The following is a 15,529-nucleotide window of genomic DNA, read 5'->3' on the forward strand; positions in this document are numbered from 1 at the left end:
TACTTTAAGGAGAATCAAACATGACTAAACCATTAGACGGTATTCGCATCATCGATTTCACACACGTACAAGCAGGACCTGCATGTACTCAGTTGTTGGCTTGGTACGGTGCTGACGTGATTAAAGTTGAGCGCCCAGGCTCTGGCGACGTCACTCGTAGCCAGTTGCGCGATATTCCAGGTGCGGATGCTTTGTACTTCACTATGTTGAACGGTAATAAGCGTTCATTGACTTTGGATACTAAGACTCAAGAAGGTAAAGAAGTTTTAGAAAAGATGATCAAGACTTCTGACGTGATGGTTGAGAACTTCGGTCCAGGCGCTTTGGATCGTATGGGTTTTAGCTGGGCGCGTATTCAGGAATTGAATCCAAAGATGATCATGGCTTCTGTAAAAGGATTTAGTGATGGTCACTCATACGAAGACTTAAAGGTATACGAGAACGTTGCTCAGTGTGCTGGTGGTGCCGCCTCTACAACTGGTTTCTGGGATGGTCCTCCAACAGTTTCTGCTGCTGCTTTGGGCGATAGCAACACTGGTATGCACTTGGCTATTGGTATTTTGACTGCATTGATGCAGCGTCAAAAAACTGGCAAGGGTCAAAAAGTGTCTTGCTCAATGCAAGATGCTGTATTGAACTTGTGCCGTGTGAAGTTACGCGACCAACAGCGTTTGGACAAAATTGGTTACCTCGAAGAGTACCCACAGTACCCACACGGTACATTCTCTGACGTAGTTCCACGTGGCGGTAACGCTGGTGGTGGCGGTCAGCCAGGTTGGGTATTGAAGTGTAAGGGCTGGGAAACAGATCCAAACGCCTACATTTATTTCACAATTCAAGGTCACGCATGGGAGCCAATCACTCGTGCGATCGGTAAGCCAGAGTGGGCAACTGATCCAGCGTATATGACTGCGGAAGCGCGTCAGGACAAGATTTTTGATATCTTCGCAACAATCGAAGAGTGGCTCAAGGATAAGACCAAGTACGAAGCTGTGGACATCCTCCGCAAGTTCGACATTCCTTGCGCACCAGTTCTGTCAATGAAAGAATTGGCTAACTCACCTGACTTGCGTAAGAGTGGATCTATCGTTGAAGTGGATCACAAGGTACGTGGTAAGTACTTGACTATCGGTAGCCCAATCAAGTTCTCAGATTTGGAAATCGAAGTAGGTCCATCACCAGTATTAGGTGAACACACTAATGAAGTGTTGACTGACCTTGGCTATAGCGCTGATGACATCGCTAAGTTGCACGCAGCAAAAGCAGTCTAATAACGATTAGCAGTATTTGCTTTAGCTTGAAAGGCGCTCCTGGTGGGCGCCTTTTTTATTCACTATCGGCAACAAACAGCCCTTGCTCGATCTTGTAAAGCCCTAAGTCTGCAGCCAAATAGCTATTCTCGGGCATTAAAAGCGAGGATGCCCAGAAAATAGGCATCCTGTATTGCACCATAATCCGGCGCTGGTAAAATTGTTTCAATTCAAAATTTTATTCTTATTGGGACTTTAATCATGGCAAAAGCATTAGAAGGAGTCAAGGTTCTTGACTTCACGCACGTTCAATCTGGACCTACTTGTACTCAGCTGCTTGCTTGGTTTGGTGCTGATGTAATCAAAGTAGAAAAATCTGGTGAGGGTGATGCTACCCGTGGTCAATTGCGCGACATCCCAGATGCAGATAGTTTGTATTTCACAATGTTGAACCATAACAAGCGTTCCATCACTGTGAATACTAAAACTCCTAAGGGTAAAGAAATTCTAGAGCGCCTGATAAAAGAGTGTGATGTGCTGGTTGAGAACTTTGCTCCTGGTGCATTAGATCGCATGGGTTTTTCTTGGGAGCGTATTCAGGAACTCAATCCAATGATGATCATGGCTTCGGTAAAAGGCTTTGGTCCCGGTCCTTACGAGGACTGTAAGGTATATGAGAACGTAGCGCAGTGTGCTGGCGGTTCAGCATCTACTACCGGTTTTGATGATGGTCCTCCAATGGTGACTGGCGCGCAGATTGGCGATAGCGGTACAGGATTACATTTGGCTCTAGGTATCGTTACGGCTTTATATCAGCGCACACACTCTGGCCGTGGCCAAAAAGTATTGGCAGCGATGCAAGATGCTGTATTGAACTTGTGCCGCGTGAAGTTGCGTGATCAACAGCGCTTAGAGCGTAACGGCTTGATGCAAGAGTATCCACAGTTTCCAAATGGAGAGTTTGGTGACGCTGTGCCCCGCGCTGGCAATGCCTCTGGTGGTGGTCAACCAGGCTGGATTGTGAAATGCAAAGGTTGGGAAACAGATCCAAACTCTTACATGTACGTTATCGTGCAAGCGCCAGTCTGGGAGGCGGTCTGCAAAGTAATTGGCCGCGAAGATTGGATTAAGGATGTGCGTTTTGCATCACCAATGGCTCGCTTGCCACACTTGATGGAAATCTTTGGTGAAATTGAAAAATGGACAATGACTAAGACCAAGTTTGAAGTCATGGATATTCTGAATAAATATGACATTCCTTGCGGCCCAATTTTGTCCATGAAAGAAATCGCAGAAGAGCCAGCATTGCGTGCGACTGGAACTGTGGTTGAGGTAGATCATCCAATTCGTGGCAAGTACCTTACTGTAGGTAATCCAATCAAGATGTCTGACAGCCCCACTGATGTGACGCGTTCACCATTATTGGGTGAGCATACTGATGAAATTCTGAGTGAGCTAGGTTACTCAACCGATGAGCTGATTGCTCTGCGCCACGATAAGGTGATCTAAGATGCGGGTTGCGCTGATTGGTAGTGCTGATTTTGGTAAAGCAGCCTTAGAGGCTTTTTTAGATCGTGGCGATGAGGTCGTTGCCGTATTTTGTCCACCGGATAATCCAAAGTCGACCAAGCCTGAAGTGTTAAAAGAGGCCGCTATTGCGAAGGGTTTATCACCTTTGCAATTTTCCTCCCTCAAGAGTCCTGAAGCAGCGCAAGCAATGATTGATAGCAAAGCTGATATCTGCGTCATGGCTTATGTGTTGCAGTTTGTGCCACAAGAGCTTTGTAAGATACCAAAGCACGGCACGATTCAATATCACCCATCACTCCTGCCGAAATATCGGGGTCCTAGCGCTATTAACTGGGCGATCGCTTTGGGTGAAGATAAAACAGGCCTAACTATCTTCCGTCCATCTGATGGTTTGGATGAGGGCGAAGTGATTCTGCAAAAAGAAGTGGTAATTGCTCCTGATGACACTTTAGGAAAAGTCTACTTTGATAAATTATTTCCATTGGGTGTTAAAGCGCTGCTTGAGGCTGCAGATCTAGTGACTGCCAATAAGCACCAAGAGATCGTTCAGGATGAATCTAAGGCAAATTATGAAGGTTGGTTTGGTGTTGATGCTGCTCAAATTCATTGGGCTACGCATATCAATCAAATCTACAATTTGATTCGTGCATCTAACCCGGCGCCAGGTGCTTGGACTAAATTTGGTGAGCAAAAAGTCCAGATCTACGATTGTCACAAGCATGTAGTGGCCACCTTCGGCGCAGTTAAAGGAAAGCCTGGTGAAATCACTCAAATTACTTCGCACTCGTTCTTCGTAGCTTGTCATGGCGGACAAATCGAAGTCCTTAAAGCAAAAGGCGCCTCAGGAAAAGTAACGGGTGCTGAATTGGCTAAAGAGTTGAACTTAGAGTCAGGTCAGTTCTTCGCGCTGTAAATCCCGTTGCAAAGCTGATAACTTAGAGATTAAATCTCTAAGTTATCAATCAAACGTGTTTTACCTAGCTTGGCAGCCGTCAAAATAACTAAAGGTTCGCCTGATTGCAGGCTTTGATTTGAGGCAGGCGCTAAATCACTTTGCTGGCGTATGGCAATATAGTCTGGTTGCCAACCACGGCCAGTCAGAAGGTCCACGGCGAGCTTTTCAATCTCGACCAGCGAATGCGTATTGCGTTCACTCAAATTCAGCACGCGAGCACGAACTTGCTGCAAGACTTTTTGAAGCTCAGGTGCTTCTAGGCGTTCCTCATTGGAGAGATAACCATTACGAGAGGAGAGGGCAAGACCATCTTCTGCACGAATCGTTTCTCCTGGAATGATATCTACAGGTAGGGCAAATTGTTTGGCCATCTGGCGAATGATCATTAGTTGCTGGTAATCTTTTTTTCCAAACACCGCAACTTTGGGTTGAACGCAAGAAAGTAACTTGAGTACAACAGTACAAACACCTTTAAAGAAGCCGGGGCGGAATTCGCCCTCAAGAATATCTCCTAGTTGCTGTGGCGGATCTACGCGGTATTCCTGGGGCTGTGGATATAGGTCTCGCTCAGTGGGTGCAAACAAGATGTACACCCCTTCTTTTTCCAGCTTATCGATATCTGCCTGGATAGTACGCGGGTAGCTATCAAAATCTTCATTTGGACCAAATTGGAGGCGGTTCACAAAGATGCTGGCGACTACCGGATCACCATGTTGCCTAGCAAGACGCATCAGTGATAAATGACCCTCATGGAGGTTGCCCATGGTTGGCACAAAAGAGGCACGATTTTGTCCGCGCAAGTGGTCGCGTAACTCCTGTATATCGCTAATAATTTTCATGCAACAGGGGTATAGGCAAGGCGAACGTAGATTGGAGCGTATGGCTCTGCTTGAGTAATTTCAACTAAAGCCTCACGCGAGAGCTCAAGCATTGCAATGAAGTTCACGATGACTATCGGAATACCTTTGCCAGATTTGATGGCGTCTTCAAATAACTCACCAAACTCAACAAAGCGTGTGTTTTGTAAGCGACGCAAAATGCGCGTCATGAAATCACGAACAGACAATTCTTCACGGGTAATTGTGTGATGTTGATTCAGTTTTGCGCGGTGTAGCACGTCACGCCAAGCCATCTGTAGGTCATCTTGATTGACCTCAGGCCAAGTCACTGCAACAGTGGTATCAACGTAACCATGAGCGATTTGGAAATCACGCCCTTGTTGCGGAATTTGGTCAAGCTCTTGAGCAGCCAGCTTCATGCGCTCGTATTCTAAGAGGCGACGAACTAATTCCGCACGAGGATCTTCAACCTCTTCATCACTATCAGCCTTCTTCATTGGCAATAGCATGCGAGATTTAATCTCGATCAACATGGCTGCCATTAAAAGATATTCAGCAGCAAGCTCTAAGTTGTGATGGCGGATCTGATCGATGTAGCTAAGGTACTGCTGAGTCACCTGTGCCATTGGAATATCAAGTACATTGAAATTCTGTTTACGAATCAAATAAAGCAGAAGATCAAGTGGGCCTTCAAATGCCTCTAGAAAAACTTCTAGCGCATCAGGCGGAATATAGAGATCTGTTGGAAGCTTAAATAGCGGTTCACCATACAACTTAGCAAATGCAGATGACATTCCATCGGTAACCGATGGTGTGCTGTCAAGCAACTCGGTTTGAACGCTTGGCTCTGCTCCCAAAGTATTACTTGAGTTAGTCATTCGAATACACGTAAGCGCGCTGCTTTAATTTAGCTGCCTTAGCGCGACGTTGATCTTCAGTAGTCAAAGGCTCTTTATCCCAGAGGAGGGCGCGACCAGCTTGCTGGCCAGCTTCGAGATCTGGTTTCTCGGATTTGAGCTCATTTAAGAACTGGGTGAATTCGGATGTATACCTAGCCATCATATTTCCTAAAATTCTTATTTAATTCAATAACTTACAAAAAATTACTGCGAAGCAATGTATTACCTAGGCCATCATTATTAACGATTTTTCCTACAAGCCTGCCGACTTTTTGGCTAATCCCTAGAAATTCGCTCTTTTGACCCTATTTTTAGAGATTTGCAGCCAATAAAGCCTCGATTTGAGGCGCTTCAACACGCGTCATGAGGTGTTTGTAGGGCTTGATCGGATTTTGGCTGGAGAGGGGTGTTTTAACGTCATTCCAAGTCATGGCTGACACAGAGAGGAAGTCCTCAACCCCAGCTGTGACTTGTGGCAGTACTGGCTTGAGATACAGACTCAATAAACGGAATGCCTCTAAGGTGACGCTGCAGATTCCTTGTAAGTCAGACTCGCGCTCAGGATCTTTGGCGATTTCCCAAGGCTTGTTTTCATCAACGAAGGCATTGACCTTGTCAGCCAATTCCATGATGGTGCGTAATGCCTTGGCATATTCACGAGCTTCATACAGGGCAGCAATTTTTTCACTAGCAGATGCAATGTCAGCAAGTAATGGATTATTCATTGCTGTGTCAGAAACTACACCACCAAAACGTTTTACCAAGAAACCAGCACTACGACTGGCGATGTTAATGTATTTTCCTAGTAGATCGCTATTCACGCGGGCAACAAAGTCTTGAAGATTTAAATCCAAATCTTCCATGCTGTCATTGAGTTTGGTTGCAAAGTAATAGCGGAACCATTCAGGATTAAATCCAGATTCAATGACGCTGTGTGCTGAAATTAAAGTGCCACGTGACTTACTCATCTTCTCACCATCGACCGTGAGAAAGCCGTGAGCAAATACATTGGTTGGCGTGCGGTAGCCTGCAAAGTGCAGAGTTGCTGGCCAAAAGAGTGTGTGGAAATACAAAATATCTTTACCGATAAAGTGATACTGCTCCGTAGTGGTATCTGGCCTGACCCATTCTTCAAAGTTCATGCCTTTAGCCTGACAGTAATTGAGGAAGCTGGCGTAATAGCCAATCGGCGCATCAAGCCAGACATAAAAATATTTGCCTGGCGCATCCGGAATCTCAAAGCCAAAGTAGGGAGCATCACGGGAGATATCCCAGTCACCTAGCTTACTGTCCCCGGGCTGCCCAACCCACTCTTTCATTTTGTTGCGAGCTTCAGCTTGCAGTGGGGTTCTTACTTGAGTCCATTCACGTAAAAAGGTTTCGCAGCGGGGATCGGATAACTTAAAAAAGTAATGATCGGAAACTTTTTTAATGGGCGTTGCACCGCTCACTACTGAGAACGGATTTTTCAAATCTGTTGGAGAGTAAGTTGCTCCACACTTTTCGCAAGAGTCGCCGTACTGATCTTTAGCGCCACACTTGGGGCACTCGCCTTTAATAAAGCGATCTGGCAAGAACATTTCTTTTACGGGGTCGTATGCTTGCTCAATCGAGCGCATTTCAATTAAGCCGGCATCACGCAACTTCAGATAGATGCTTTGCGACAACTTTTCATTCTCAGGGCTATCTGTGGTGTAGTAGTTATCAAACGAGATTAAGAAATCATCAAAGTCGCGCTTGTGCTCTTTCCAAACATTGGTAATGAGTTCTTTCGGGGTGATGCCCTCTTTTTCGGCGCGCAACATGATTGGAGTACCGTGAGTGTCATCAGCGCCAACATAGTGCACTTCGTGACCACGCATTCTCTGGAAGCGAACCCAAATATCTGTCTGGACATACTCCACCAAATGCCCAATGTGAATCTGGCCATTGGCGTAAGGTAAGGCGGAGGTAACTAGCAGGCGACGTTTGGGGCTACTCATGCGTACTTAAATAGAAAAATTTAACAAATAGGAATACCAGATTATGGGGCTTGGAGCCCTATTTCAGCACCAATTTTAGTCTGCGGTTAAAGTTAACACCGATTTGAACCTATTCAAGAGGCGTTTTATGGCTTTGCCCCACAACATTCAGATGTCTCACGCTTCCGTGCCCATGGTGCACGAGGTACAGGTCATGGATGAGGCAGGGCGCATCAAGACCACCCACATCCCTGGGGAGCGGCCTCTCACCATTTATTTGGATAAGCGCGAAGTCGTTACTCTGATGACCTTAGGGAGCGCCCCTGAGGCTTTAGTTCTAGGCTATTTGCGTAATCAACGCCTAGTAGAGTCACCAGACGATATAGCGAGTATTCAGGTGGATTGGGAAACCGATTCGGCAGCAGTCAAAACTCATCGCAGCACGGTTGATATTGATGCCCTCACCAGCAAACGCGTTGTGACGACGGGTTGTGGCCAAGGCACCATGTTTGGTGGCTTGATTGAGGAGATGGCAGAGATTAGATTGCCGGATGGCCCTCAGTTAACCCAAGAGGCCATCGTTGATCTGATTGATAGCATTCGAGTTCATGACACCATCTACAAAAAATCTGGTTCAGTTCATGCTTGTGCTGTATTTGAGCGGGACGGTAATAATAATGTCCGCCTCCTCCACTTTATTGAGGATGTTGGACGTCACAATGCCGTTGACTCGATCTCTGGGCTGATGTGGCTCGCGGACAAGCCAGGCAAAGACCTGATCTTCTTCACTACTGGACGCCTCACCTCAGAGATGGTGATCAAAGGTGCTCAGATGGGCATCCCCTTCCTCATGACTCGCTCTGGCATGACTTTAATGGGGTTGGAGCTTGCCCGCAAGACCAATCTCACCTTGCTATCCCGTTGTTCTGGAAAGCATTTTGAGATCTTTAATGCCCCAGAGAGGGTGATTTTTACTTCTCCACCTGCCGCCTTGTAAATTCGTGGGCAACTAGCCCGTGATGGTTTTACAATTCGGCCATGACTATTAAATCTGACCACTGGATCCGCCGCATGGGCGAGCAAGGCATGATCAGCCCATTTGAGCCTGAGCAGGTCCGCCATGATGCTGCCGGGCAAAAAATTGTGAGCTATGGCACTTCAAGCTATGGCTATGACATTCGTTGTGCTGATGAGTTCAAGATTTTCACGAACATCAACAGCACTATCGTTGATCCTAAGAATTTCGATGAACAATCGTTTGTCGATTTCAAGGGCCCGGTTTGCATCATTCCTCCAAACTCATTTGCCTTGGCAAGAACGGTTGAGTACTTCAAGATCCCGCGTAGCGTCCTAACGGTGTGCGTTGGTAAGAGTACGTATGCGCGTTGCGGAATTATTGTGAACGTCACCCCATTCGAGCCGGAGTGGGAAGGTTACGTTACGCTCGAGTTTTCTAATACGACCCCATTGCCTGCAAAGATTTATGCCGGCGAAGGATGCGCACAAGTTCTGTTCTTTGAAAGCGATGAAGTATGTGGCACATCGTACAAAGATCGTGGCGGTAAGTATCAAGGCCAAGTCGGCGTTACTCTGCCGAAGACTTAATCTGCTTAATCTGCTTAATCGCCCTATTGGCGACTTTAAAGGATACACATGAAATTTCGTTTTCCAATCATCATTATTGATGAGGATTTTCGCTCTGAAAACATTTCAGGTTCGGGTATTCGCGACTTAGCAGAGGCGATTGAAACTGAGGGCATGGAAGTCATTGGCTTGACTAGCTACGGCGACCTGACATCCTTTGCCCAGCAGGCCTCCCGCGCTTCTAGTTTTATTGTGTCGATTGATGATGAGGAGTTTGTTTCTGACTCTGAAGACCACGATTTGCCTGCACTAAATAATTTGCGTGCCTTTATTACTGAAGTTCGTAAACGCAACGAAGATATTCCCATCTTCTTGTATGGCGAGACCCGCACATCACGCCATATGCCAAATGACATCTTGCGCGAGTTGCACGGCTTTATTCATATGAATGAAGATACGCCAGAGTTTGTAGCGCGCCATATCATTCGTGAGGCTAAGGTATACCTAGATTCATTGGCGCCTCCATTCTTCCGCGCCTTAACTAATTACGCCTCTGAAGGCTCTTACTCTTGGCATTGCCCAGGACACTCTGGCGGCGTAGCTTTCTTGAAGAGTCCGGTAGGGCGCATGTTCCATCAATTCTTTGGTGAGAACATGCTGCGCGCTGACGTCTGTAACGCAGTAGAAGAATTAGGTCAGCTGTTAGATCACACCGGACCCGTGTTACAAAGCGAGCGCAATGCTGCCCGCATCTTTAATGCTGATCATTTATTCTTTGTGACAAACGGTACGTCGACATCCAATAAGATTGTTTGGCACTCTACCGTTGCTCCTGGTGATGTGGTGCTGGTAGACCGTAACTGCCACAAGTCTGTGATTCATTCGATCACGATGATGGGCGCGATTCCGATCTTCTTGATGCCAACGCGTAATCACCTCGGCATTATTGGCCCGATTCCTAAAGAAGAGTTTGAGTGGAAAAACATCAAGAAAAAAATTGATGCCAACCCCTTTATTAAAGATAAGAACGTGGTACCGCGTGTCATGACGCTCACACAAAGCACTTATGACGGCATCGTCTATAACGTCGAGATGATTAAAGATATGCTCGATGGCAAAGTCGATTCATTGCATTTCGATGAAGCTTGGCTGCCACATGCCGCATTCCATCCGTTCTACAAAGACATGCATGCCATCGGATCGGATCGTAAGCGTACTAAGAAGAGCTTGATGTTTGCTACCCAATCAACTCATAAGTTGTTGGCCGGTCTCTCACAAGCTTCACAAGTATTGGTGCAGGACGCAGAAGATACGAAGCTTGATCGCGACTGTTTCAATGAAGCCTATTTGATGCACACCTCTACTAGTCCGCAGTACGCCATTATTGCTTCTTGCGATGTATCTGCTGCCATGATGGAGTCTCCTGGTGGTACTACGCTGGTTGAGGAGTCTATTGCTGAGGCGATGGACTTCCGTCGTGCGATGCGTGAAGTGGATGATAAGTTTGGCGCAGACTGGTGGTTTAAGGTTTGGGGTCCAGACCATTTAACCGAAGAAGGTATTGGCGAACGTTCAGATTGGATTCTGAGGCCTAATGCCAACTGGCATGACTTTGGCAATGTTGCCCAAGATTTCAATATGCTCGATCCTATCAAGGCGACTGTAGTGACGCCTGGTTTAGATGTCGAAGGTAACTTCGGATCTATGGGCATCCCGGCAAGTATCGTTACTAAGTACTTGGCTGAACATGGCGTGATCGTAGAGAAGTGTGGTTTGTATTCCTTCTTCATCATGTTCACCATCGGTATCACTAAGGGTCGTTGGAATACTTTAGTAACTGAGCTACAGCAATTTAAAGACCACTTTGATAAGAACGCTCCCTTGTGGAAAGTATTGCCAGAGTTCGTTGCCAAACATCCTCGTTATGAGCGCGTTGGCCTCAAAGATATCTGCCAGCAGATCCATGAGTTCTATAAGAGCCTTAATGTAGCCCGCATGACTACCGAGATGTATACATCCGATATGGTGCCAGCGATGATGCCTTCAGAAGCTTGGGCGAAGATGGCGCACAAAAAAGTGGATCGTGTTCCTTTAGATCAACTTGAAGATCGTATTACCGCCATGTTGGTAACACCATATCCTCCAGGTATTCCACTCTTAATTCCGGGTGAGCGATTTAATAAACGCATCATTGACTATCTCTACTTTGCCCGTGACTTCAATGCGCAATTCCCTGGCTTTGAAACGGATATTCATGGGCTAGTAAAAGGTGATGTCAATGGCAGTAGCGAGTACTACGTTGATTGCGTAAGACAGGAGCCGGATATCAACCTGTGATCTAGTTTAAGTAATCAATCCCTCGTAATACCCTGCTTTTGCAGGGTATTTTTTTGCTTGCGTGTGAAGGGGGTTTTAACTATACTTGTACAATATATTGAACAAGTAAGGATGAGTCATGAGAGTAATTAATTTTTCTGACGCAAGAAACCAATTTAAACAAGTAATCGATCAAGTGGTGAGTGATTGTGATGTAGCCATCATCTCTCGCAGAGATGCTGATGATGCTGTAGTGATGTCTTTGAATACCTATAACAGCATGATGGAAACACTCCATTTATTAAAATCTCCAGCTAACGTAAAACATTTGGAGAAATCATTGGCGCAATATCGCAAAGGGCAAACCAAAGAAAAGAATCTTGTAGATGCTGAGTAGGGTTGTATGGACAAGTGCTTCATGGTCTGATTATGTTTACTGGCAAGGGCAAGATAAAAAAACTTTAAGGCGTATTAATGCACTTATAAAAGATGCCATGCGAAATCCTGAGGATGGCATTGGAAAGCCTGAGGAATTAAAGGAAAGTCTATCGGGATTTTGGTCTAGACGAATTGATGATGTTCATCGTCTTGTCTACGCCATCGAGAAAGATCAGCTTGTGGTTATTGCTTGCCGATATCACTATTAATAATTGCGGATTGAAGATGGTTATTTGCCTGGTTTATCTAACTGAAAGATCACCGGCGCATCTTCATCAACTTTACTTGGCAATGAGTTTGGTTTAGCTTCTTCACTTCCCGTGAAATTAAAATCCTGACTCTGCACTACTGCCGCAGGCTTATCAAGCAAGGTGGTGACTAAGGCTGGGAATGCTACCACCACCACAACCATGATGAGTTGCAGAACAACCCAAGGTAATGCGCCCCAGTAGATATCACTACTCTTGACTTCCTTAGGTGCCACACCACGTAGGTAGAACAGTGCAAATCCAAATGGGGGATGCATGAATGAGGTTTGCATATTCACGCACAACATCACGCCGAACCACACTAGAGCAGCACTAGCCGCTGCTTGGGGGTTGCCATTCATAGAGGCTAGTAATACTGGTGCAAGTAGTTTGACTGCCACTGGTGCAAGCAACGGTACAACGATGAAAGCGATTTCAAAGAAGTCTAAGAAGAATGCTAAGAAGAAAACAAATAGATTCACAGCAACCAAGAATCCAATCCAACCTCCTGGTAGATCTGAAAATAATGCTTCTACCCAGTGACCGCCATCAACACCTTGAAAGACGACTGAGAAGCAAGTTGAACCAATCAAGATAAATATAACCATAGCGGTAATGCGCATGGTGGTTTGATAGGCTTGCTGTATCAAGCCCTTGAGATTAGGAATGCTGGCCCTGCGCATCCAAGCCAGGAGTAGTGCGCCCATTGCTCCCATGGCGCCAGACTCGGTCGGAGTGGCAATGCCAGTCATGATGGTTCCCAGTACCAAGAAAATCAGCACTGCCGATGGAATAATCCCTAGCAGACATTTTTTCCACAACGCCCAGCCTTTGAGGGTGAGCTCATTTTCTGGCGCAGCTGGTAGGTAGTCGGGTCTAAAGCGAGAGAGGAAGAATGTGTAGAGAGCAAAAAGACCAATTTGCAGTAGTGAGGGACCCCAAGCGCCCAGATACATGCTGCCTACATCGGCGCTGCCACTCTGGGTTTTTAGCTGGTCGGCCAACACAATCAGCACCAAGGAGGGTGGCACTAGCTGAGTAATAGTCCCAGAAGCCGCTAAAACGCCAGTAGCGTAGCGCATGTTGTAACCATATCGCATCATTACCGGCAGGGAAATCATCGCCATAGCGATCACCTGAGCAGCTACTGTGCCAGTAATCGCCCCCAGAATAAATCCCACAATAATCACAGAGTAGCCAAGCCCACCCCGTATGCGTCCAAAGAGCTGACCCATGGAGTCCAACATTTCTTCTGCAAGGCCGCAGCGTTCCAAGATGGCGCCCATGAAGGTGAAGAAGGGGATTGCTAGAAGCAGGTCGTTAGCAAGAACGCTACCAAAGATGCGCTGAGGAATGGCTTGCAAAAACGGCATACCAAAGAAATTTTCAGCAATCGCAATGCCAGCAAAGAATAATCCCGCGGCCATCAAAGAAAACGCCACCGGAAAACCGATCAACATAAACACAATGAGTCCGCCAAACATCAACGGTGGCATCCATTCCAATGGAATCATTGCATGGGCTTTTCATAATGAAGATCGGCGGCAGGCAATGTCTCTTTGCCTTTGAGGGCGCCAATGCGTTTAATGATTTCCGAAAGTCCTTGTAGGCTCAGCATGAAAAAACCAAAAGGTACAACAAACTTAATGGGGTAGCGTGATAAACCACCTGCATTGAGTGAATGTTCAGAAACTAACCAGGACGGGTAAAACAAAGTAGTCCAAGATAACCACGCAAACAATAAGCAAGCGGGTAATAAAAAAACAATCAAGCCAAAGAGGTCAATATATAGACGGCCGCGATCAGAAAGCTGTGAGTAAATTAAATCGACTCGAACATGTTCATTGCGCTTAAGGGTGTATGCGGCTCCCAGCATGACAGCAGCAGCAAACAGATACCACTGTAATTCTAGTGGCCAGTTATTGCTGATATCTAGGCTATAGCGAAGCACAGCGTTAACAGCTGACACTACACAAGACAGCAAGATCATGATGCTAGCTGCCTTGCCCAGAAATTGATTTAAGCGGTCAATTCCTGTTGAGAGCGTTCCCCAAAAGCCCATGCGGATTAGAGATCTGCACGACCCCGTTTAATTGCAGCAAGTACTTGAGCCGGGGCGGTACCGCCAGCATGTTGACGAGAATTCACGGAGCCATCCACGGTTAGTAAAGCAAAGACGTCATCACCCATGAGCTCGGGACGGGTGTCTAAGCCACAAGCAAAACGCAATTCAGAGAGTGATAAATCGGTAAGCATGCAGTTACGGCCGACACAGGCTTTGACTGCATGAGCTACTGCTTCATGAGCATCACGGAAAGCTAAGCCTTTTTTAACTAAGTAATCGGCCAAGTCAGTGGCGGTTGCGAAGCCTTCTTCAGCAGCGGCCTTCATTACATCAGCTTTCACCTGAATATGGGGAACCATGTCAGCGAAGATGCGCAAGGTATCTTGCACGGTATCTACTGCATCAAACAAAGGCTCTTTGTCTTCTTGGTTATCCTTGTTATATGCCAATGGCTGGCTCTTCATTAAGGTCAATAAAGAAATCAAATCACCGTAGACACGACCAGTTTTGCCACGTGCTAATTCTGGTACATCCGGATTCTTTTTCTGCGGCATGATGGAGCTGCCAGTACAGAAGCGATCTGGTAAATCAATAAAGCCAAAGCGTGGGCTCAGCCAGAGTACCAACTCTTCAGATAGGCGGGATACGTGCATCATCAAGATGGATGCAAAGGCGCAGAACTCAATTGCAAAGTCACGATCAGATACTGCATCAAGAGAATTGTTGCAGATGCCATCAAAACCCAAGATCTTGGCAACCTGCTCGCGATCGATAGGATAAGTGGTTCCGGCTAAAGCAGCTGCACCGAGCGGTAAACGATTAAAGCGGGCACGCAGATCGGCTAAGCGGCTCGCATCACGACTAAACATTTCGTAATAGGCCATCAAGTGATGACCAAAAGTAATGGGCTGGGCTACTTGTAAATGCGTATGGCCAGGCATGATCGTGGCAGCATGAGTCTCAGCAAGATTGAGTAAGGCAATGCGCAGGGTTTTGAGAGTGGCTGCGATTTCATCAACGCTGCCACGTAACCAGAGGCGCAAATCAGTCGCTACCTGATCATTACGTGAACGACCAGTATGAAGACGCTTTCCAGCATCGCCAACTAACTCAGTCAGGCGTGCCTCGATATTGAGGTGTACATCTTCTAGCGCCAGTTGCCAGTTAAATTCACCAGCTTCGATTTCGCCTTTGATCTGGGCCATACCCTTTTGAATATCCGCCAAATCTTGGGCGCCGATAATTTTTTGAGTAGCCAGCATTTCAGCGTGAGCTAAAGATCCTGCGATATCCACCAAGGCAAATCGTTGATCAAACCCAATAGAGGCGGTATAACGTTGAACTAGTTCGTCAACAGGTTCGTTAAACCGGGCCGACCAAGCTTGGGCTTTGTTGGAAAGGGAATTTTTTGATGAGCTCATAAACGCAGTATATTGATGTAAAT

The 15,529-nt window shown here is 46.4% G+C and carries 15 protein-coding genes; 8 read left to right on the top strand and 7 right to left on the bottom strand.

Annotation, left to right across the window (positions count from 1 at the left end):
* Window positions 1–20: 20 nt before the first annotated feature.
* The 3 genes from frc (C2758_RS02815) to C2758_RS02825 all read left to right on the top strand — a co-directional run bounded on the left by frc (C2758_RS02815) (window position 21) and on the right by C2758_RS02825 (window position 3,693).
* Window positions 21–1,271, top strand: coding sequence for a formyl-CoA transferase (gene frc, locus C2758_RS02815; RefSeq protein WP_215306229.1), 1,251 nt, complete (start codon window positions 21–23; stop codon window positions 1,269–1,271).
* A gap of 240 nt (window positions 1,272–1,511) precedes the next feature.
* Window positions 1,512–2,759: a formyl-CoA transferase gene (gene frc, locus C2758_RS02820; protein WP_215329486.1), complete on the top strand. Its 1,248-nt coding sequence runs from the start codon at window positions 1,512–1,514 to the stop codon at window positions 2,757–2,759.
* Window position 2,760: 1 nt separating this feature from the next.
* Window positions 2,761–3,693 carry a methionyl-tRNA formyltransferase gene (locus C2758_RS02825; protein WP_215329488.1) on the top strand — a complete coding sequence of 311 codons (933 nt, stop codon included), beginning with the start codon at window positions 2,761–2,763 and terminating at the stop codon, window positions 3,691–3,693.
* Window positions 3,694–3,722: 29 nt separating this feature from the next.
* On the opposite strand, the gene panC is transcribed toward C2758_RS02825, so the two are convergent.
* From panC to metG, 4 genes are all read right to left on the bottom strand, one after another.
* On the bottom strand, window positions 3,723–4,574 hold the full coding sequence (gene panC / locus C2758_RS02830; RefSeq protein ID WP_215329490.1) for a pantoate--beta-alanine ligase: 852 nt from the start codon (window positions 4,572–4,574) through the stop codon (window positions 3,723–3,725).
* The gene (locus C2758_RS02835; protein ID WP_251369278.1) at window positions 4,571–5,368 is read right to left on the bottom strand and encodes a ScpA family protein; all 798 of its coding nucleotides are present in this window, start codon (window positions 5,366–5,368) and stop codon (window positions 4,571–4,573) included. Before C2758_RS02835 ends, panC begins: the two co-directional genes overlap by 4 nt.
* Before the next feature lie 76 nt (window positions 5,369–5,444).
* The gene (locus C2758_RS02840) at window positions 5,445–5,636 is read right to left on the bottom strand and encodes a DUF3460 family protein (protein ID WP_371817707.1); all 192 of its coding nucleotides are present in this window, start codon (window positions 5,634–5,636) and stop codon (window positions 5,445–5,447) included.
* Window positions 5,637–5,784: 148 nt separating this feature from the next.
* Window positions 5,785–7,455 carry a methionine--tRNA ligase gene (gene metG, locus C2758_RS02845; protein WP_215329499.1) on the bottom strand — a complete coding sequence of 557 codons (1,671 nt, stop codon included), beginning with the start codon at window positions 7,453–7,455 and terminating at the stop codon, window positions 5,785–5,787.
* A gap of 133 nt (window positions 7,456–7,588) precedes the next feature.
* Between metG and C2758_RS02850 the strand changes: the two genes are divergently transcribed.
* The 5 genes from C2758_RS02850 to C2758_RS02870 all read left to right on the top strand — a co-directional run bounded on the left by C2758_RS02850 (window position 7,589) and on the right by C2758_RS02870 (window position 11,981).
* The gene (locus tag C2758_RS02850) at window positions 7,589–8,431 is read left to right on the top strand and encodes a formate dehydrogenase accessory sulfurtransferase FdhD (RefSeq protein WP_215330043.1); all 843 of its coding nucleotides are present in this window, start codon (window positions 7,589–7,591) and stop codon (window positions 8,429–8,431) included.
* Window positions 8,432–8,472: 41 nt separating this feature from the next.
* Window positions 8,473–9,039, top strand: a complete 567-nt coding sequence (gene dcd, locus C2758_RS02855) for a dCTP deaminase (RefSeq protein WP_215329500.1) — start codon at window positions 8,473–8,475, stop codon at window positions 9,037–9,039.
* Window positions 9,040–9,087: 48 nt separating this feature from the next.
* Window positions 9,088–11,355: an arginine/lysine/ornithine decarboxylase gene (locus C2758_RS02860; protein ID WP_215329501.1), complete on the top strand. Its 2,268-nt coding sequence runs from the start codon at window positions 9,088–9,090 to the stop codon at window positions 11,353–11,355.
* 118 nt (window positions 11,356–11,473) lie between these two features.
* A complete protein-coding gene (locus tag C2758_RS02865) occupies window positions 11,474–11,731 on the top strand; it encodes a type II toxin-antitoxin system Phd/YefM family antitoxin (RefSeq protein ID WP_215306249.1) in 258 nt (85 codons plus the stop codon).
* Window positions 11,721–11,981, top strand: a complete 261-nt coding sequence (locus C2758_RS02870; protein WP_215329502.1) for a Txe/YoeB family addiction module toxin — start codon at window positions 11,721–11,723, stop codon at window positions 11,979–11,981. Before C2758_RS02865 ends, C2758_RS02870 begins: the two co-directional genes overlap by 11 nt.
* Before the next feature lie 20 nt (window positions 11,982–12,001).
* Here C2758_RS02870 and C2758_RS02875 read toward each other — a convergent pair whose 3' ends face one another.
* The 3 genes from C2758_RS02875 to argH are packed head-to-tail and all read right to left on the bottom strand — an operon-like array spanning window position 12,002 to window position 15,506.
* Window positions 12,002–13,534, bottom strand: coding sequence for a TRAP transporter large permease subunit (locus tag C2758_RS02875; protein ID WP_215329503.1), 1,533 nt, complete (start codon window positions 13,532–13,534; stop codon window positions 12,002–12,004).
* A complete protein-coding gene (locus C2758_RS02880; protein WP_215329504.1) occupies window positions 13,531–14,082 on the bottom strand; it encodes a TRAP transporter small permease subunit in 552 nt (183 codons plus the stop codon). The genes C2758_RS02875 and C2758_RS02880 overlap by 4 nt, the downstream gene beginning before the upstream one ends.
* Window positions 14,083–14,087: 5 nt before the next feature.
* On the bottom strand, window positions 14,088–15,506 hold the full coding sequence (argH, locus tag C2758_RS02885) for an argininosuccinate lyase (protein WP_215329505.1): 1,419 nt from the start codon (window positions 15,504–15,506) through the stop codon (window positions 14,088–14,090).
* Between the last annotated feature and the right edge of the window lie 23 nt (window positions 15,507–15,529).

The organism is Polynucleobacter sp. AP-Sving-400A-A2 (genome assembly GCF_018688155.1).
Lineage (GTDB): Bacteria > Pseudomonadota > Gammaproteobacteria > Burkholderiales > Burkholderiaceae > Polynucleobacter.